Source organism: Streptomyces sp. NPDC001443 (genome assembly GCF_053597355.1).
The window spans coordinates 65,712-83,044 of sequence record NZ_JBSFIA010000044.1; the positions used below are offsets into that span (position 1 = coordinate 65,712).

The window sequence follows — 17,333 nt, forward strand, 5'->3', positions numbered from 1 at the left end:
CCCACTTCGCCGCACCCCGGTCAGAAGAGACCGTCCTGCACACCCGGCTCCCGCCGGAACCTCCGCACCGGCACGGTGAGTTCGGGTGCGGAGCCCTCCGCAGGGAGGAGCTCCCATCCGGTCATCAGCCGGGTGTCGAGCACCACCACGCCCCCGTCGCCGGCCGCGCCCGCCAGGTGCAGATCGGGCCCGGCCGCGGCCACCAACTCCCCGCGCACCACGCCCCCGGCGACCAGCTCCCGCACCGCCGCTCCGGCGGCGGCCAGCCCGGTGAGCCCGAAGACGCGGACATGGTCGACGGTGCGCAGGGGCTCGCGCGTCAGTGACTCGGGCCATCCGTCGAGAGCCACCGCCCGCGCGTGCAGCGCCGCGATCTCGGCCGCCCGCTCGTCCTGCGTGCCGGGCAGCTCGGAGCGCACCGCGCGCTTGTCGGCGTACGGGATCCGGTCGGGCACCTGGAGCGCGGCGCGCAGCAGCTCCTCGGCCCGCCTCGCCGCCATCAACGGCCCGGCGCCGAGCCAGCTGAAACAGACGGCGCCCTGCTCCAGCAGCCGGGCCGGTCCCCGCTCCAGGGCGGTGATGCCGACCTTGACCATGCCGGGCCCGAACCACGCCAGATACACGTGGTAAGGCCGCGGGTCGTCCGCGACGGTGTCGGCGGCCACGGAGTGCGCCCGGTCCATCCGCGCGCACTCCTCGCACCGGGCTCCCGTACTGCGCCCCGGCACGACCGCCCGCGTCGCGCACGGATGCCCGCGCGCTCCCACACACGTGCGCACACCGCCGTCCACGACCCGGAAGGCGATCTGCCTGCCCCACGACAGCGCACTGCGCCGCCCGCCGTCCCACCGCAGCACGGGACCGTCCGCCGACCACCGCAGTCCCGAGCACTTCCATGCCTGTGCCATCACCTTCGAGCGTAGGCGCAGCCACTGACAGCGTCCGAGCCGCGCCCACGCCCTAGGCCCCGTCCCGGCGGTGGAAGTCCGCCCAGGCCTGCCGTTGGATCTCCTCGGGATCGGCGAGGAGCTCGTCCAGGGACTCCGGCGGGCCCGGCGGGGGCGCGAGCGCCCGGAGGAGGGTGTCGTAGAGGTACGCGCACGCCTCCGCCTCGGTGGCGAAACGCTCCATCACGCTGTCCCGGGACCGCTGGCGCAGCCCTACGGTCCAGGCGTCGGCCTCGCGCTCCAGGAAGTAGTAGGCGTCCGGCTGGACGGACACCTCGTGGACGCCGGGGATGTCGTAGAACACGTCCGGGACGCCCGCCTCGCGAAGTCTTCCGGCGAGGTCCGCACGGTCCATCGGGTCCGTCCCCTCGTCCGCCCCGGGTGGCCGCCGACCGGACAGGTCCGGGGCCGCCCCCGCGGGGGATGTCATCGGCGCACGTTCACTTCTTCCAGTTTCTTCGCCTCGATGAGCTTGGGGATCGTCACTTCGGAGAAGTACTGGAGGCCCAGACCGGGCTGCCCGAACCAGGGCCGGATCGGGCCCGCGTGGACCTCGAACGGATCGACGACCCGGTAGAGGTGATAGCTGAACGGATAGGCCGCGACATAGGTGTCGAGGTTGCTCGGCGGGATCGCGCGCTTGGCGTACGGCGTACCGGCGGGGGCGAGGAAGTTGCCGAAGCCGCTCCCGAAGATGTCGACCAGCTGGCCCTTGCGGAGCGTCGTCAGATGCTCGACGGGCTTGCCGTTCCTCAGCACGAAGCCGTTGTTGTCCGGGTACCACCAGCCGGACTTCCCGGTCTGCGGATCCGTCTGCCAGTAGCACCCGAGGAACCAGTAGGAAGAGACGTGGTCCGTGCGGCGGTAACCCCTCAGCATCTGGCCGAGCGCACCCGTCCGCGGCAGAACCGTCGGCCCCAGCCGCCAGTCGTCGCGGAAGTACGGCTCGAACTGCGTGGTGGGTGCGGAGTTGGTCCCGCGGCTGCGGTGCTCGGTCGGGCAGTGGGCCTGGTTCCCCACACGGACGGTGTCCGCGTAGGCAGTGGCCGGCGAGATGCCGATCAGCAGGAGGAGCGACGCGATGGCGCTCCCCAGGAAGGCGCGCAGTACGCGCATCCGGTGTCCCTTCTCTTCCGGTGCCGGCCGGGCGCCGCCCAGGGGCGGGCCGCCGGTCGTGGTGACCGGCTGCCGGCTTCGTCGTGTGACGGGACCCAGTTGACGCGCGCCGACGGCAGGAAGGACGGAGGCCCTCCGGCCGGTCACCCGCACAGATGAAAGGACAAGACCGATCAGCCGAAGACCCCGCCCGCCGCACCCCGAAAACCCCGTCACCGCATCCAGCGAAGCGAGGTCCGCCGAGGGGCGGGATCCGGTGACGGCCATGGTGGCGAAAATGCCCGGTGGCACAGGCGTTTCTGAAGGAAGCGGTAGCGCGAAAGTGTTTCCGGTCGCCATCGGTCAACAGCGTGCGCGTGTCTACACCGAAGCGAACGACCGGATGTTCAGAATGTTGCCCACTGCCCCAGTTGAAACTATGAAGTTTCGTTGCCGAGGAGCGTGACATGCAGGCTCGCAGGTGGCTCCCAGACCAGCCCACCCGTATCGGCCGGCACGACTGGCCGGCCGAGGACGACAACGGAACACATCTGCGACTGCGGGTCGGCTCCATCGTGGTACTCGACCGGCAGGCCTGGCGGCTCCTGGAGATCAACGGCTATACGGGCGACTCGTGGCCGAAGTCCTACGAGAAGGCTTGGCGCGACCACCTGGAGCTGTGGTGGCACGCCAACGAACTGTGGCGGGCCAACAACCAGGTGGTCAAGCCGGCACCGGAGCGCTCCGAGTTCTACAAGCGCCCGGTGGTCCTGGTACTGCGCAACGAGAACCTGCCCCGGTCCACGCCCAAGCACTGGTGCGCCCCTGCCAGCCATGACTGGCAGGTACTCCCGGAACATTACGCCGTCTGCCGCGCCTGCGGCGAACTGCCGCCCTGCCACCACGGACAGTACCGCTGGGACGGTGGTCCGCGCTGGCCCGAGCAGAACGGTGGCATCCCGCTCATCGTGCCGGAGGACTGCTGCATGGGCTGCGCCGAGCCGATCAGGCCCCGGGTGCGGACCGTGCGCTTCCCCGGCCCCAACCTCTGGTACCCGGACCTGGAGGAGGACACCGCGGTCTTCCACGCCCGCACCGCCTGCGCCGACCAGGTCGACTGCTACCGCATGCAGTGGCAGGCCGAGTACAACCCACGCCCCTCCACGCACTCCACGCCCCTGACGTTCCCGGACTTCGAGCACTTCGTGCCCCGGACTCGTCACGCGCCGGACCAGGTCCCGCACGCCCAGCAGACCTCCCAGAGCCCGCCCGCCCCGCAGCTCGCGCCGATGCGACCGGCCGTGAAGGAACGCGCCCGCACGGCCGACGGCTCCGGCACCTTCCACCCCCCGTTCGACGAGTACCGCGGGGAACCGGAGAACGGCGAGAAACCGGCCGGCCAGCCGGCCTCGGCCTCGGAGAAGGCCGAGGCCGACCGGTCGCCATCGGCCTTCTCCGAGCCGACGCGCCGGATGGCACCCTCGGCTTACGGCGCACCCACGGCGGACCCGGCCGCGCCGGCCCGGCCAGCCGTACCCGTGTCCCCTCCCGTGACCGAGGCGCCCGCGCCCGAGGCCGCGCCCCCCTCTGCCATGGGCGCCGAGCTGGCTCTCCAGACGGTGAGGGAACTGGACCTGTCCCAAGCCGTGCGCCCGGGCTTCCACAACGCGGAGCAGGCAGCCCGGGTGATCGAGGAACTCACCGCCGCGGTCCGGAACATCGCGCTCTGCCTGAATCCCCCAGCCGCCCGAGAGCGCTCCTGACCCACGGACGGTCGGACGCGAGCCCCTCATCGCGGCCGACCACGGGTCGGTACCGGCCAGGGGCCGGTACCGAGGCGTCCGTTCCCGTCACGAGCCGGCTCGGTGCGCTTGCGGGGAGTGGACGCGAAACGGACATTCACGCCTTGGTCCGGTCGGACTCCCGGCGTTCGTCCTTCGACTGCGTCGGGGGCACGCCCAGGAAGACACGGGTGACGGCAAGAAGCCGAACGACGACGACGGCCTGGACGGCGTCCCCATAGCCCCCTGCCCCGCTCCCTCGGGTGGCTGCCGACAAACCGTCAAACACGACTGTCAAGGCAAAAGCCAGAGGCCCTGTGGAAAGATCCACGGGGCCTCTGGCTTGTTGTGCACTCGGCAGGATTCGAACCTGCAACCTTCTGATCCGTAGTCAGATGCTCTATCCGTTAAGCTACGAGTGCTTGTCTTTTGTTGTTCTTGTCTTCGCTCCCGGCCCTTCCGGCCCGCTTGCGGCGACAGGAAGAACATTACATGACTGCCGCCGACATGTGAAATCCGTTAGCCACACCCCTTGCGACCTGCGAAAACGCCTTTTGAGGGCACTCCCGCAGCCACATGGGGGAACGACGAAGCCCCGGTCCACTGGACCGGGGCTTCGTCGTCACGCGGAGGCGGAGGGATTTGAACCCTCGATGGGCTTTAAGGCCCAAACCGCATTAGCAGTGCGGCGCCATAGACCGGACTAGGCGACGCCTCCAGCACAACCGCTCACGCGAGCGCGAGTGGTGCGTGCAGATGATGACACAGACGACGGCCGCGTCACCAATCGGCCTCCACGGTACTAGGCGGGGAGGCCGTAGGGCAAAGGCTTACCTCCCGGTGCGGCGGATGCGCAACGTGGCACGTCGTGCGGCGTTAGTCAGGTCATGTCGCAGGTCACCTCCGGCCCTCTGCGCCGGCTCGCCGCCACCGCCTCCCTCGCCACCGCCTGCCTCGCCGCGGTCGGCTCACTGTCCGCCGCGCCCACGGCCGCCTATGCCGGGAGCGCCCCGGCCGCGGTCGGCGGCGCCCGTCTCATGCCGCCGCCCGCGCGGGACGAGGACCGGGCGGACGGCGACCGCCTCACCGTCACCGTCCGCGGCACGGGCGGCACCGCGGACGGAACGTACGAACTTCGCTGTCATCCGGACGGCGGCAGCCATCCGGACCCGGCGGCCGCCTGTCAGGCGGTGGAACGCAACACCCGCTGGGGCGTCGAGACCTTCGCGCCCGTGCCCGAGGACAGCGTCTGCACCTTGCAGTACGGCGGCCCGGCCACCGCAAGGGTCACCGGCACCTGGGCCGGACGGCCCGTCGACGCGACCTTCGACCGCGGCGACGGGTGCCGGATCGCCCGCTGGGACCGGTTCGTACCGTTGCTTCCCGACCTACGGCGATAGCGACCCCGGGGGAGGCCGAGGGGGGCGAAGGTCCCGCACAGAGGCCTCCTGGCGGAGGCAACGGACCCGTAGAGGTACCGCGAAGGTCCCGCGCAGCCGGGGCGGCCGATCCCGCCCTTCGTGTCACTTGGTCGTGCGAGCTCCCTCTCATCCGGCGCCGCGGGAGCGATCCGAGCCCTTAGAATCCCTCGCGTGACACGTCGCGGGCAGGTTGGCAAGATGGCCCGGGCGGTCGGCAAGGTGCAGTAACAGAAGGGAAGCGTCTCGTGAGCAGCAGGCCATCCCGAGGCGCTGCTCGCCTCGCAGCCATACTGGACGCACTGCCCGATGCGTTGGTGCTGGTCAACGCGAACGGGACGGTCGTCAACGCGAACACCATCGCCCTGGAGGCCTTCGAGTCGCCGGGCACCGCCCTCGTCGGGCGCGGGCTGCTCGATCTGCTGCCGGAGTTCGACTCCAAGCTGATCCCGGGCTCCATGCGGCGGCCCGATCACATGGACCCGGCCGGGCGGACCAAGCCGACCCGCATGATCGCCAGGCGGACGGACGGGGCCGAGTTCCCCGTCGAGGTCACCAGCGCCAACCTGGAGAACGGGCAGCAGGCCTACGACGGCCAGGGCTACACCGGCGACGAGCTGCTGATGCTGGTCGTACGCGACCTGTCCGGCACCGTCGACACCGAGGCCGAGCTGGCCCGCTCGCAGCGGCAGACCGAGATGATCCTGCGCGCCGCGTCCGAGGGCGTGGTGGGCACGGACACCGACGGCCGGATCGTCCTCGTCAACCCGGCCGCCGCCCAGATCCTCGGCTACCGGGCCAGCGACCTCGGCGGCAAGAAGCTGCACGACCTCGTGCTGCACTCGCGCGCCGACGGCTCGCACTTCTCGTACGACGAGTCGCCGCTCGCCGACACCCTGCGCTCCGGGCGCAAGCACCGGGTGCGCGGGCAGGTGCTGTGGTCCAAGACCGACGACAAGGTGTCGGTCGACCTGACCACGGCGCCGGTGCGCGACGGCGACCAGCTCGTCGGCGCGGTGATGACCTTCAACGACCGGCGGCAGTACGACACCCTCGCCGAGGAGAAGGAGGCCGCCGACAAGGAGCACGCCGGGGAGCTGGAGCGGCTCTCCGAGGAACACGCCTCCGACCTGACCGCCCTGCGCCAGAAGCACGTCGCCGAGCTGGAGGAGCTGACCGAGCGGCACGAGGAGGAGCTCGCGGCGAACGAGGACCGCTACGCCGCGCTCGGCGAGCGGGAGAAGGACCGCTACGAGGCGCTCGCCGCCCGGCACGACCAGCTGCTCACCCTGCTGGGCCGGTCGCTGCGCGGGCCGCTGGACGAGCTGCGCCGGGAACTGGCCGCGCTCGCCGCGGACGACGCCGGGCAGCTGTGGCCCGAGGCCAACCAGGTGCTCCACCATCTGTCGGCGGGCTACTCGCGGATCACCACCCTCATCGACAACGTCCTCGGCTACCAGCTCCTCGACGCCGGAACCCAGGTCGTCAACCGCACGAACGTCATGCTCGATGCCGTCGTCACCGCCGGTGTCGACGGGGCCGTCGAGCTGATCGGGCCCGGCCGGGTGCAGTTCGCCGTGCACGCGCCGCCCATCGAGGCCGAGGTCGACGCACGGCTGCTGGCGACCGCGCTCGCGCATCTCGTCGCGGACGTCGCCGGTGTCGACGCCACCGGCAACGCACCGGTGTCGGCGGGCGGTTACATGGACAACACCGTCGTCGTGGCGGCGGCGCAGCGCGGTGAGGTCGTACGGATCGAGGTGCGCGGCCCGTACGCCGGGGGCGACCCGGTGCACGAGCCGATCGTGCGCGGGATCGTGCGCGCCCACGGCGGTGTGCTCCAGACCCACGAGGTGCCGGGCATGAGCGGCAACGCGTACGTCCTGGAGGTGCCGCTCGGCGACGGCGCGGGGACCGTGCCCTCCCAGGCGCTGGAGCTCGCCCCGGCGCCGGCCGCCTATGCGGTGGAAGCCCCGGCCGGGCCGACCTCCTACGCCTTGGAGGCGCCGGCCGGCGCCGGCCTCGGCAACGACGGCGACGGGTCCGCCCAGGGCCCCGGCGGCGGGCGCGGGCGACGGGCCCGCCGGTCCTCCGTGGACGCCTTCCTGGAGAGCGAGGTGCCGGGCGAGTCCGGTGCCGGCGACGCGGAGGCCGTGTCGCCGACCGGGCGCAGGCGCAGGCGGGCGGCGGCCGCCGCCGAGGAGCCGGCGGCCGCGGCCGTCGACGCCGGGGAGGTCTCCGGCGGCACGGGACGGCGGCGCGGACGGGCCGCCGAGATCGCGCCCGCGGCCACCGGCCAGGGCGCGGCCGAGGGTGCCGTCGTCATGGCCGGCGAGAACGCCGCGGGGACCGCCGCCTCGGGCACCGGACTGGGCGGGACCGTCCCGCCGCAGGGCATGCCCGTCGGCGAGACCGTTCCGCCGCAGGGCGTTCCCGCGTCCGCCGGACGGCGTGCCCGGCGCGGCACCGACGAACAGCAGGCGCTGCCGCCCGCCCTGCCCGCGGCCGTCGCCCCGGACCACGAGGACGGCACGGACGGTGACGGGGAGCCCAGCGGACGGCGCCGCCGTGCCCTGGCCGCCGCGGCGGAACGCGCCGCCCAGCAGGAAGCCGCCCCGCGTGCGGTCTTCGCGCTCCCGCCCGCCGAGGCGGACCGCGCCCCCGACGAGGTGGGGCCGGTGCCGGCACCGGCCCAGGCGCCCGTGCCCGTGCCGTCGCCGGGACCCCTGCCGCTGCCCGTGGGGCCGGTTCCCCCGGGGGACGGGTCCCTCGACCACGGCCGGCCCGACGTCGCGCCCCACGACCAGGCCGAGGACCACACCCCGCCTCAGCCGCACCCCACGAGCGCGCCGACCGGCCGCCGCCGCCGGGCCGTCGGCCAGTCGGCGGAGGCCGGTGGCGTGCCGCAACTGGTTCCGCAGGTTCCCCAGCAGTCGGTTCCGGCGCAGCCGGCCGCCCAGCAGCCGGTTCCGGCGCAGGGCGTTCCCGCCCAGCCGCTCCCCGCGGAGACGCCTTCCGGCCGGCCGGGGCCGGCCGCCGGTGCCCCCGCGCCCCAGATCCCGGCTCAGATCCCGGCTCAGGTTCCGGCTCAGATCCCGGCTCAGGTTCCGGCCGCCCAGCAGCCCGTGGCGTCCGCCACCCCGGCGACCGGCACCCCGCTGCCGCCCGAGAACGCGCCCGTGCAGCCGCGCGCGGCACAGCCGTTGCCGGCCGAGGCCGCGCAGGCGGCGGCGCCCGTGGACCCGAACTCCACCCAGGGACACGCGATCAGCGTGCGGACCCTGGGGCAGGGCGTGCCGTTCGTCCGGCAGGCCGCGCAGGTGCAGCAGCCGTCGGCCGCCACACCGCCCCCGCACGGGCCGAACGCCTCCGGCCGACGCCGCAAGCTGGGCACCCCGCCCGACCCGGCCGCACGTCCGGAGCAGACGGCCCGGCCGCACCCGGGCGCCGAGCAGCCCGCCGCGACCCGGTCGGCCGCGCCGCAGACTCCCGCGCCCAAGGCCGCCGCACCGCAGCCCGCGGTCGCGCAGCCGTCGCTCGCGGGGCAGTCCCGGCTGGCGCCGAACACCGAGGGTGCCGGACGGTCGTACGCCATAGGAGCACCGGACGAGAACGCCGCCGAAGGGCCCGAGCCGCTGGACGGTCCGGGCGGGGCGGTGGAGGTCGCGGACATGCCGCGGCCGCAGCCGATGGACGACGAGCTGCCGCCGGAGCCGCTGGACAACCCGCGTCGGCTGCTCGTCTGGCCGGCCCCGGACGCCGCCACCCAGCAGGCGCTGAGCGACCGCGGCTACCGGCCCGTGATCGTGAACTCGCGCGAGGAGGTGGACGCGCAGATCGCCGCGTTCCCCGCCGCGCTGTTCGTCGACCCGCTGACCGGACCGATCACCCGTACGGCCCTGCAGTCGCTGCGGCAGGCGGCCGTGGCCGCCGAGGTGCCGGTGCTGGTCACCGCGGGACTCGGGCAGGCGACGCGCGAGGAGGCGTACGGCGCCGATCCCGCCGTACTGCTGAAGGCGCTCGCGCCCCGGGACAGTGAACAGCACCCGCCGCGCGTCCTGCTCGTCGAGGAGCACGCGGAGATCGCGCTGGCGCTGACCTCGACGCTGGAGCGGCGCGGGATGCAGGTCGCGCGGGCGGCGAGCGACGCGGACGCGGTGGCGCTGGCGGGGCACTTCCGGCCGAACCTGGTCGTGATGGACCTGCTCCAGGTGCATCGGCGCCAGGCCGGGATCGTGGACTGGCTGCGGGCGAACGGGCAGCTCAACCGCACCCCGCTCGTGGTCTACACGGCCGCCGTGGGCGAGGCCGACCTGCCGCGCCTCGCGTCGGGCGAGACGGTGCTGTTCCTCGCGGAACGGTCCACCAGCGACGAGGTGCAGGGCCGGATCGTGGACCTGCTCGCCCGCATCGGCACCAACTGAACTCCGCCGGACGGCGGGTGTGACCCACGGCAGGTCCGTCGCGGACAGACGGCCCCTGTGACCCGCCGCCGGACGGCGGGTCCGACCCGCCGTGGGTCCGCCGCCGCCGGACGGCCAGCGTGATCCACTGGGGGCCCCTCGCGGGCAGACGGCAGGTCCGACACCCGTCGCGGATCCGCCGCAGCCGGACAGCCCGTGTGATCCGTCGCGGCCGGACGGACGGTCCGGCCCGCCGGGATCCACCGCGGGCCCACTGCCGCCGGACGGCGTGACCCGCCGCCGACTCGCCGTCGCCGGACAGCCGGTGCCGTCGGACCCGGACACGGGCCGGGGCACGGCCTGTCGCGTCCGTGCGGCGGGGCGACGCGGTGGTGCGGACCTGTCAGGGCGCCGCACGTGTGAGACCCCGCCGCGCGCACACGGGTGAACCGGTGCCGCGGGGCGGGGCCTGAGGCTGCGCGACGGACGAAGTGACGCCGCCGCGGCGGTCGGCGGTCAGAGCCTGGTGACGTCCAGCTCGCCGTCCGCGTACTGCCGGCGCAGCACCTTCTTGTCGAACTTGCCCACGCTGGTCTTGGGCACCGCCTCGATCAGCGTCCAGCGCTCGGGAAGCTGCCACTTGGCGATCCCGGCCTCGGCGGCGAGGAAGCCGCGCAGGGTGTCGAAGTCGACGGCCGAGCCCGCCTTCAGCACCACGGTGGCCAGCGGGCGCTCGCCCCACTTGTCGTCGGGAACGGCGACGACGGCCGCCTCGGCGACGTCCGGGTGGGACATCAGGGCGTTCTCCAGGTCGACGGAGGAGATCCACTCGCCACCGGACTTGATGACGTCCTTGGCCCGGTCGGTGAGGGTGAGGAAGCCGTCCGGGCTGATGGTGCCGACGTCGCCCGTCTTCAGCCAGCCGTCCGCGCTGAACTTGTCGTCGGGGCGCAGGGCTTCGGCGTCGGGGCCGTTGTAGTAGGCGCCGGCGATCCAGGGACCGCGCACCTCCAGCTCGCCCGCGGACTCCCCGTCCCAGGGGAGGTGTTCGCCGCCGGGGCCGGTCAGCCGGGCCTCCACGCTCGCCGGGAACCGGCCCTGCGTGATCCGGTAGGCGAACTCCTGCGGCGTACCGACCGCGTGGGCCGGGGGACGGGCGATCGTGCCGAGCGGGGAGGTCTCCGTCATGCCCCAGGCGTGACAGACCCGCATGCCCAGGTCGTCGAAGGCCTTCATGAGGGAGGGCGGGCAGGCGGCGCCGCCGATGGTCACCTGGGTGAGAGAACTGACGTCACGGGGCCTGGCGGTCAGCTCGCCGAGCAGGCCCTGCCAGATGGTGGGGACCGCGGCGGCGTGGGTCGGGCGCTCGGACTCGATCATCTCGGCGAGCGGCGCGGGCTGCAGGAACCGGTCCGGCATCAGCATGTTGACGCCGGTCATGAAGGTCGCGTGCGGCAGACCCCAGGCGTTGACGTGGAACTGCGGGACCACGACCAGCGAGATGTCCTGGTCGGTCAGGCCCATGGACTGGGCCATGTTGACCTGCATGGAGTGCAGGTAGATCGAGCGGTGGCTGTACACCACGCCCTTGGGGTCGCCGGTGGTGCCGGAGGTGTAGCACATGGCGGCCGCCTGGCGTTCGTCCAGCTCCGGCCAGTCGTACGTGGTCGGCTTACCGGCGATCAGGTCCTCGTACTCGTGCACCTGGACGGAGGTCGCGCCCGCGAGCAGGCTGCGGTCGCCCGGTCCGGAGACGACGACGTGCTCGACCGTCTTGAGGTGCGGCAGGAGCGGGGCCAGCAGCGGCAGCAGCGAACCGTTGGCGATCACGACCTTGTCGGCCGCGTGGTTCACGATCCAGACCAGCTGCTCGGCGGGCAGCCGGAGGTTGAGGGTGTGCAGGACCGCGCCCATGGAGGGGATCGCGAAGTACGCCTCGACGTGGTCGGCGTTGTTCCACATGAGCGTGGCCACGCGGTCGTCGTCCGCCACCCCGAGGTCGTCGCGCAGGGCGTGCGCCAGCCGGGCCGCGCGGGTGCCGATCTCGGCGTAGGAGCGGCGCTCGGGCTGCCCCTCACCGGTCCAGGTGATCACCTGCGAGGAGCCGTGGATCGTCGACCCATGGGTCAGGATCCTCGAGATCAGCAGCGGTACGTCCTGCATGGTGCTCAGCACGGCGTCCTCCTGGGCGACATTGCCTGGCGGTGGTGAAAGGTTGCGCTGATTCTGCGCACATACCACGCGGTATGTCACTAGGTCCGGGTGATCGATCACGTCACTCCGTGCCCTGACACCGTCCCCCGACCCCCGCCGGACCTCCCCCGGAACCCCTTCGGATCTCCACAGAGCGGGTCGCTAGCGGACGAGCCCGAGTTCGGGATCCTCGCGCAGCTTGCCGAGGGCCCGCGACACCGCCGACTTCACCGTGCCGACCGAGACCCCGAGCACCTCGGCCGTCTGGACCTCGCTCAGATCCTCGTAGTACCGCAGGACGACCATCGCCCGCTGCCGGTCGGGCAGCTTCATGACCGCCCGCCACATCGCGTCGTGCAGCGCCTGCCGCTCGGCCGGGTCGTCCTGCCCGCCGGATGCGGGCTCCGGCTCGGGCAGTTCCTCGCACGAGAACTCGTCGACCTTGCGCTTGCGCCACTGCGAGGTGCGGGTGTTCACCAGCGCCCGGCGCACATAGCCGTCGAGCGCCCGGTGGTCCTCGATCCGCTCCCAGGCGGTGTACGTCTTGGTGAGCGCGGTCTGCAACAGGTCCTCGGCGTCGCTCGGGTTCGCGGTCAGCGACCGGGCGGTCCGCAACAGCACCGGCTGCCGGGCCCGTACGTACGACGAGAACGACGGGTAGACCGGGGCCCCGACGGCCGGCCGGAGCCGGGACTGCGGGCGGGTCTGCCTCGCCGGAGCAGCGGCGGTGGAGGCGCTGGTGCAGACGGGTGTGGTCATGGCTCCACGCTATGAGCGGCCCCCGCCCGGGCGGATCGGCCGCAGGTCCCGAAGGGGAGTCCCCCTCAGGTTGTAGGGGTGGGGGTGGCTCCACCTCCTGAAGGTGGAGCCGCGGCCGGGTTCCACTGCGGGTTGCCCCTTGGGGGCTCAGCCGTCCGCGGCCAGGACCAGCCCCGACGTCGGTACCCCGGTCCCCGCGGTCACCAGGACCCGGCGGGCGCCGGGTACCCGGTTCACGGCCGTGCCGCGCAGCTGCCGTACGGCCTCCGCGATGCCGTTCATCCCGTGGAGGTAGGCCTCCCCGAGCTGCCCGCCGTGGGTGTTGACCGGCAGCCGCCGCTCGGCCACGAAGTCCGCGGCCTCCCCCCGCCCGCAGAAGCCGAACTCCTCCAGCTGCATCAGCACGAACGGGGTGAAGTGGTCGTACAGGATGCCCACGTCGATGTCGGCGGGACCGAGCCCGGAGGTCCGCCACAGCTGGCGGGCCACCACGCCCATCTCCGGCAGCCCCGTCAGGTCGTCGCGGTAGAAGCTGGTCATCTGCTCCTGGGCGCGGCCGGCACCCTGCGCGGCCGCCGCGACGACGGCCGGCGGCTGCCGCAGATCGCGGGCCCGCTCCACCGAGGTGACGACGAGGGCCTGCCCGCCGTCCGTCTCCTGGCAGCAGTCCAGCAGGCGCAGCGGCTCGACGATCCACCGGGAGGCGGCGTGGTCGGCGAGGGTGATGGGCCTGCCGTGGAAGTACGCCGCCGGGTTGGTCGCGGCGTACTCGCGGTCCACCACGGCCACCTGCCCGAAGGCCGCCGGGGTCAGCCCGTACGTGTGCAGATAGCGCTGGGCCGCCATCGCCACCCAGGAGGCGGGCGTGAGCAGCCCGAACGGCAGCGACCAGCCGAGCGCCGCGCCCTCCGCCGACGGCTCCCGGCTCTGGACCCCCGAGCCGAAGCGGCGCCCCGACCGCTCGTTGAAGGCCCGGTAGCAGACGACCACCTCCGCGACCCCCGCCGCCACGGCGAGCGCCGCCTGCTGGACGGTCGCGCAGGCCGCTCCGCCGCCGTAGTGCACCCGGGAGAAGAAGGACAGCTCGCCCATCCCGCAGGCCTGGGCCACCGTGATCTCCGGGCTGGTGTCCATCGTGAAGGTGACCAGCCCGTCCACGTCGGCCGGCGTCAGCCCCGCGTCCGCCAGCGCCGCCCGCACCGCCTCCACCGCCAGCCGCAGCTCGCTGCGGCCCGAGTCCTTGGAGAACTCCGTGGCCCCGATGCCGACGATCGCCGCGCGCCCGCCGAGGGCGTCCCGCCCGCGCACGCTCATGCCGCGCCTCCCGCGGGACGGCCCTCCACCGCACCGGCGGTCACGGCTCCCGAGGGCGGGACGGTGAGGGTGACCGTGCCGGTGACGTGGCGGCCGATGCCGTTGGTCCCGGTCACCCGGACCGTGACGGTGCCGCCGTCGGCCTCCTCCACCTTGCCGGTCAACACCATCGTGTCCCCGGGGTAGTTGGGAGCGCCGAGCCGGATGGCCACCGCGCGGAGCACGGCCGAGGGGCCGAAGTGGTCCGTGATGTACCTGCCGACCAGGCCGTTGGTGGTGAGGATGTTCATGAAGATGTCGGGGGAGCCCTTGTCCCGGGCCAGTTCGGGATCGTGGTGCACGTCCTGGTAGTCGCGGGAGGCGACGGCCCCGGCGACGATCAGCGTGCGGGTGATCTCGATCTCCAGCGGCGGCAGCCGGTCTCCGGCCGTCACGCTCGTCCCGCTCATCCCAGTCATCCCGCTCGTCACGTCCGTCGCGCTCATGAGGCCTCCTCCCCTGCCCTGAAGACGGGGAGCACCAACTCCTCGTCGTACGTGTGGAACTCGAGCCGCACCGGCATCCCGATCCGCACCTTGTCGTACGGCACCCCGATCACGTTGCTGACCATCCGCACCCCCTCGGCCAGTTCGATCAGCCCGACCGCGTAGGGACCCGCCGGGCCGGGGCCGCCGTCGGACGGCGAGAAGGCCGGGAAGCGGGGGTGGTGCATGACGACGTACGAGTACACCGTGCCCGCGCCGCTCGCCTCGACGGTGTCCCAGTCCGGGCAGCCGCAGGCGTTGCAACCGGGCAGCCACGGATGGCGCAGGGTGGCACAGCCGGTACAGCGCTGGATGAGCAGTCGTCGCCGCGTCACCCCTTCCCAGAAGCCCGCGTTGTCGCGGTTGACGACCGGGCGGGGGCGGGGCGGCTTCGACCGCTGCCGTACGGGCGCGTACTTGAGGATGCGGAAGCGGTGCGTGCCGACGAGCTCGTCGCCCACCCGCACGTCCATCCGGGTCGTGACGAAGTACCCGGCGCCCAGCCTGGTCGTCTTGCGTGCCGACACCGACTCGATCACCACCTCGAAGCCGATCTCGTCCCCCGGGCGCAGCGGACGCAGATACTCCTGCTCGCTGTCGGTGGCGACCACCGAGGTGCAGCCCGCCTCGTCGAGCAGCGCGAGCAGTTCGTCGTACGCCTCCGTCCGCCCACCGCGCCCGGCCCGATCCGCCCGATCCGCGTGATCCGCGTGATCCGCCTCGTCGGCGCGATCCGCGTGATCCGGCCGATCCGCGTGCCCGGTCAGGCCGCCCATGGTCCACACCTGGAGCATGGTGGCCGGGGCGACGGCGTCGGGCCCCCGGTACGCCGGGCCGGTGTCGCCCATGGCCTCGCACCAGTGCCGGATCATCGGTGCGTTGACGGGGTCCTTGCCGACCCCGCCGACCACGGCGGCCCGCCCCTCGTACGCCTTCAGCCGCACGTCCAGCTCGTCGCTCACCGCGCACCACCGCCCCCCTCGCCGGCCCTCGCCGATCCGTGCCGTGGCGTACCGCCCCGACCTCCGGGAAGATTTCTGACTGTCCGTCAGATTCCTTCCCCTGTCAAGGCGTAGGCGCCGTGACGAGCCCGCCCCGGCCGACGCGGGGGCCGCCGAGAACGACCGCGCGGCGACGCCGGAGCGCCGCCGCACGGTCGTGTCGCACCCCATGGAACGCACCCCGCAAGGGAGCCCGAGAGGCGGGAGACCGGAGCCGGCGCACCGGTCACCCGCCGTCGCGGGTCACCGCCACAACGGACCGAAGTTGACGAGGACGTTCGAGTTGCCCTGATTGACGGCCGTGAACGCGGACCCCCTGACCTGGGCGGTATTGCTCTGGTTCGAAGCGCCGGTGCCGACCGCCTGCTGTTGTGTGGTGGACGAGTTGCCGCTGTTGTCGCGGCCGACCCCGCTGCCGGTGACGCTCGCGGCACCCGCGTTCGACCGGTCGTTCGCGAAGGAGCCGTCGTCGGCCGCCGCGACACCGGTGAACAGGACGGCCGCGAGCGGAAGGGCGGAAGCGGCGGCGAGAACACGGGCGGTACGGATGTTTGCCATGTCGTTCCTCCAGAACTGGTTACGCGTCCGGACCGAGGCCCGGGAATGTGTGAAACAAGGCTTCTCACCAGGCAGTTGGCCGACCGCCTCGGCGTGGTGCACGACGTCGCGAGACCAGAGTTGCCCATCGGATCCCCGCCGAACCAGCCCGGAAGACGCGATTCGCCCTCAAGCGTGAGGACAAGTCGATAAACCCCTTTCGCTACATTCAATGCCTCAACATCCCAGGTCAGGGCGATACAGGCATCCCACACTCAAGCGGCGCAAGGGGTGAAGCGTTCCGGCACATTTCCAGCCTTTTCTCCCGACCTCGGCGCGTCGAACCCCTTCCCCCTTCCCTTTCTCGAACATGAGTACGAACATGGATGCATGGCCACCACCCACCGGCAGGCCACGACGCTGGCCCTCGCACACGCCCTGTCGGCCGCCGAACGCGGCCTGGCCGTCATCCCCCTGTCCCGGACGAAGCTCCCGGCCCTGCGATCCCCCCACCGCCTCGACCCGGCGGCCCCGCCCTGCCACGGCGAGTGCGGCCGCTTCGGTCACGGCGTGTACGACGCCTCGACCGACCCGGCACGCATCCGCGCGATGTTCGCCGCCGCCCCCTGGACGACCGGCTACGGCATCGCCTGCGGCCTGCCCCCGCACCACCTGATCGGCGTCGACCTGGACACCAAGTCCGGCACGGACGCCGCCGCGGCCCTGAGCGAACTGGCCCGGCGCCATCTGTTCACGATCCCCGCCACCGTCGTCGTCCTGACCCCCAGCGGCGGCCGTCACCTCTGGCTGACCGGGCCGCCGCACGTCGTCGTCCCCAACTCCGCCGGCCGTCTCGCCCCCGGCATCGACATCCGTGGCGCCGGCGGCTACCTCGTGGGCCCGGGCTCCCGCACCGCCCACGGCGTCTACGGCATCGCCCCGGGCTGCGCCCGTCTCGCCCCGGCGCTCTGCCCGCCCGCCCTGCTGCGCCTGCTGCTCCCGCCGCCCCGCACCCACCACCCCACGACGTCCGCCGCCACCGACGACCACGGCCAGGGCCTGGTCCAGTTCGTCCTCGCCGCGCACGAGGGCCAGCGCAACACCCGCCTGTTCTGGGCGGCTTGCCGCGCCTACGAGAACGGCATCGGTCCGGCCCTCGTCGCGCCCCTGGTCGACGCGGCGGTGGCAACCGGCCTGACCGAACGCGAGGCCCGCGCGACGATCACTTCGGCGGCGCGGCTGACGGCACACCGGCCTGCGCCTTAGAGCTCCGGACAGAAGTGGGGTCCGATCAGCGGGCGGTGTCCGGTGCGTGCGATCGCAAGGCGCCGGAAGGCCCTGGTAGCGGAGCTACCAGGGCC

At 73.0% G+C, this 17,333-nt stretch carries 13 protein-coding genes and 2 tRNA genes; 4 read left to right on the forward strand and 11 right to left on the reverse strand.

Annotated features, from left to right (window positions below; translation table 11 throughout):
- Window positions 1-20: 20 nt before the first annotated feature.
- From ACWC24_RS34545 to ACWC24_RS34555, 3 genes are all read right to left on the reverse strand, one after another.
- Window positions 21-908 (reverse strand): DUF2797 domain-containing protein, encoded by an 888-nt coding sequence (locus tag ACWC24_RS34545; protein ID WP_450666848.1) that lies wholly within the window; start codon window positions 906-908, stop codon window positions 21-23.
- A 52-nt stretch (window positions 909-960) separates the two neighbouring features.
- Window positions 961-1,302, reverse strand: coding sequence for a hypothetical protein (locus tag ACWC24_RS34550; protein ID WP_450666849.1), 342 nt, complete (start codon window positions 1,300-1,302; stop codon window positions 961-963).
- A gap of 71 nt (window positions 1,303-1,373) precedes the next feature.
- Entirely contained in the window at window positions 1,374-2,063 is a 690-nt protein-coding gene (locus ACWC24_RS34555; protein ID WP_450666850.1) for a TNT domain-containing protein, read from the reverse strand.
- Window positions 2,064-2,509: 446 nt separating this feature from the next.
- Here ACWC24_RS34555 and ACWC24_RS34560 point away from each other — a divergent pair, with 446 nt between their 5' ends.
- Window positions 2,510-3,805, forward strand: a complete 1,296-nt coding sequence (locus tag ACWC24_RS34560) for a hypothetical protein (RefSeq protein ID WP_450666851.1) — start codon at window positions 2,510-2,512, stop codon at window positions 3,803-3,805.
- Between the two features lie 367 nt (window positions 3,806-4,172).
- Here the strand turns inward: ACWC24_RS34560 and ACWC24_RS34565 are convergent.
- Window positions 4,173-4,245: transfer RNA gene (locus ACWC24_RS34565), tRNA-Arg, on the reverse strand.
- 205 nt (window positions 4,246-4,450) lie between these two features.
- Window positions 4,451-4,541, reverse strand: a tRNA-Ser gene (locus ACWC24_RS34570).
- A 169-nt stretch (window positions 4,542-4,710) separates the two neighbouring features.
- Here ACWC24_RS34570 and ACWC24_RS34575 point away from each other — a divergent pair.
- Both ACWC24_RS34575 and ACWC24_RS34580 read left to right on the forward strand, forming a co-directional pair.
- On the forward strand, window positions 4,711-5,223 hold the full coding sequence (locus tag ACWC24_RS34575) for an SSI family serine proteinase inhibitor (RefSeq protein ID WP_450666852.1): 513 nt from the start codon (window positions 4,711-4,713) through the stop codon (window positions 5,221-5,223).
- A gap of 266 nt (window positions 5,224-5,489) precedes the next feature.
- A complete protein-coding gene (locus ACWC24_RS34580; protein ID WP_450666853.1) occupies window positions 5,490-9,665 on the forward strand; it encodes a PAS domain-containing protein in 4,176 nt (1,391 codons plus the stop codon).
- Window positions 9,666-10,160: 495 nt separating this feature from the next.
- On the opposite strand, the gene ACWC24_RS34585 is transcribed toward ACWC24_RS34580, so the two are convergent.
- The 6 genes from ACWC24_RS34585 to ACWC24_RS34610 all read right to left on the reverse strand — a co-directional run bounded on the left by ACWC24_RS34585 (window position 10,161) and on the right by ACWC24_RS34610 (window position 15,993).
- Entirely contained in the window at window positions 10,161-11,807 is a 1,647-nt protein-coding gene (locus tag ACWC24_RS34585; RefSeq protein WP_450666862.1) for a long-chain fatty acid--CoA ligase, read from the reverse strand.
- A 192-nt stretch (window positions 11,808-11,999) separates the two neighbouring features.
- Window positions 12,000-12,596 (reverse strand): SigE family RNA polymerase sigma factor, encoded by a 597-nt coding sequence (locus ACWC24_RS34590; protein WP_450666854.1) that lies wholly within the window; start codon window positions 12,594-12,596, stop codon window positions 12,000-12,002.
- A gap of 147 nt (window positions 12,597-12,743) precedes the next feature.
- The gene (locus ACWC24_RS34595) at window positions 12,744-13,910 is read right to left on the reverse strand and encodes a lipid-transfer protein (RefSeq protein ID WP_450666855.1); all 1,167 of its coding nucleotides are present in this window, start codon (window positions 13,908-13,910) and stop codon (window positions 12,744-12,746) included.
- Window positions 13,907-14,344 (reverse strand): MaoC family dehydratase, encoded by a 438-nt coding sequence (locus ACWC24_RS34600; RefSeq protein ID WP_450666863.1) that lies wholly within the window; start codon window positions 14,342-14,344, stop codon window positions 13,907-13,909. Before ACWC24_RS34600 ends, ACWC24_RS34595 begins: the two co-directional genes overlap by 4 nt.
- A gap of 47 nt (window positions 14,345-14,391) precedes the next feature.
- Window positions 14,392-15,396 carry a bifunctional MaoC family dehydratase N-terminal/OB-fold nucleic acid binding domain-containing protein gene (locus tag ACWC24_RS34605; protein WP_450666856.1) on the reverse strand — a complete coding sequence of 335 codons (1,005 nt, stop codon included), beginning with the start codon at window positions 15,394-15,396 and terminating at the stop codon, window positions 14,392-14,394.
- Between the two features lie 282 nt (window positions 15,397-15,678).
- Window positions 15,679-15,993: a hypothetical protein gene (locus ACWC24_RS34610; RefSeq protein ID WP_450666857.1), complete on the reverse strand. Its 315-nt coding sequence runs from the start codon at window positions 15,991-15,993 to the stop codon at window positions 15,679-15,681.
- Between the two features lie 369 nt (window positions 15,994-16,362).
- Here ACWC24_RS34610 and ACWC24_RS34615 point away from each other — a divergent pair, with 369 nt between their 5' ends.
- On the forward strand, window positions 16,363-17,238 hold the full coding sequence (locus tag ACWC24_RS34615) for a bifunctional DNA primase/polymerase (protein ID WP_450666858.1): 876 nt from the start codon (window positions 16,363-16,365) through the stop codon (window positions 17,236-17,238).
- Window positions 17,239-17,333 lie beyond the last annotated feature (95 nt).

Excerpts from the sequence above, each read along its gene's own strand:
- ACWC24_RS34545 (WP_450666848.1), bottom strand. The coding sequence starts at position 908 with ATGGCACAGGCATGGAAGTGCTCGGGACTGCGGTGGTCGGCGGACGGT.
- ACWC24_RS34550 (WP_450666849.1), bottom strand. The coding sequence starts at position 1,302 with ATGGACCGTGCGGACCTCGCCGGAAGACTTCGCGAGGCGGGCGTCCCG.
- ACWC24_RS34555 (WP_450666850.1), bottom strand. The coding sequence starts at position 2,063 with ATGCGCGTACTGCGCGCCTTCCTGGGGAGCGCCATCGCGTCGCTCCTC.
- ACWC24_RS34560 (WP_450666851.1), top strand. The coding sequence starts at position 2,510 with ATGCAGGCTCGCAGGTGGCTCCCAGACCAGCCCACCCGTATCGGCCGG.
- ACWC24_RS34575 (WP_450666852.1), top strand. The coding sequence starts at position 4,711 with ATGTCGCAGGTCACCTCCGGCCCTCTGCGCCGGCTCGCCGCCACCGCC.
- ACWC24_RS34585 (WP_450666862.1), bottom strand. The coding sequence starts at position 11,807 with ATGCAGGACGTACCGCTGCTGATCTCGAGGATCCTGACCCATGGGTCG.
- ACWC24_RS34590 (WP_450666854.1), bottom strand. The coding sequence starts at position 12,596 with ATGACCACACCCGTCTGCACCAGCGCCTCCACCGCCGCTGCTCCGGCG.
- ACWC24_RS34595 (WP_450666855.1), bottom strand. The coding sequence starts at position 13,910 with ATGAGCGTGCGCGGGCGGGACGCCCTCGGCGGGCGCGCGGCGATCGTC.
- ACWC24_RS34610 (WP_450666857.1), bottom strand. The coding sequence starts at position 15,993 with ATGGCAAACATCCGTACCGCCCGTGTTCTCGCCGCCGCTTCCGCCCTT.
- ACWC24_RS34615 (WP_450666858.1), top strand. The coding sequence starts at position 16,363 with ATGGCCACCACCCACCGGCAGGCCACGACGCTGGCCCTCGCACACGCC.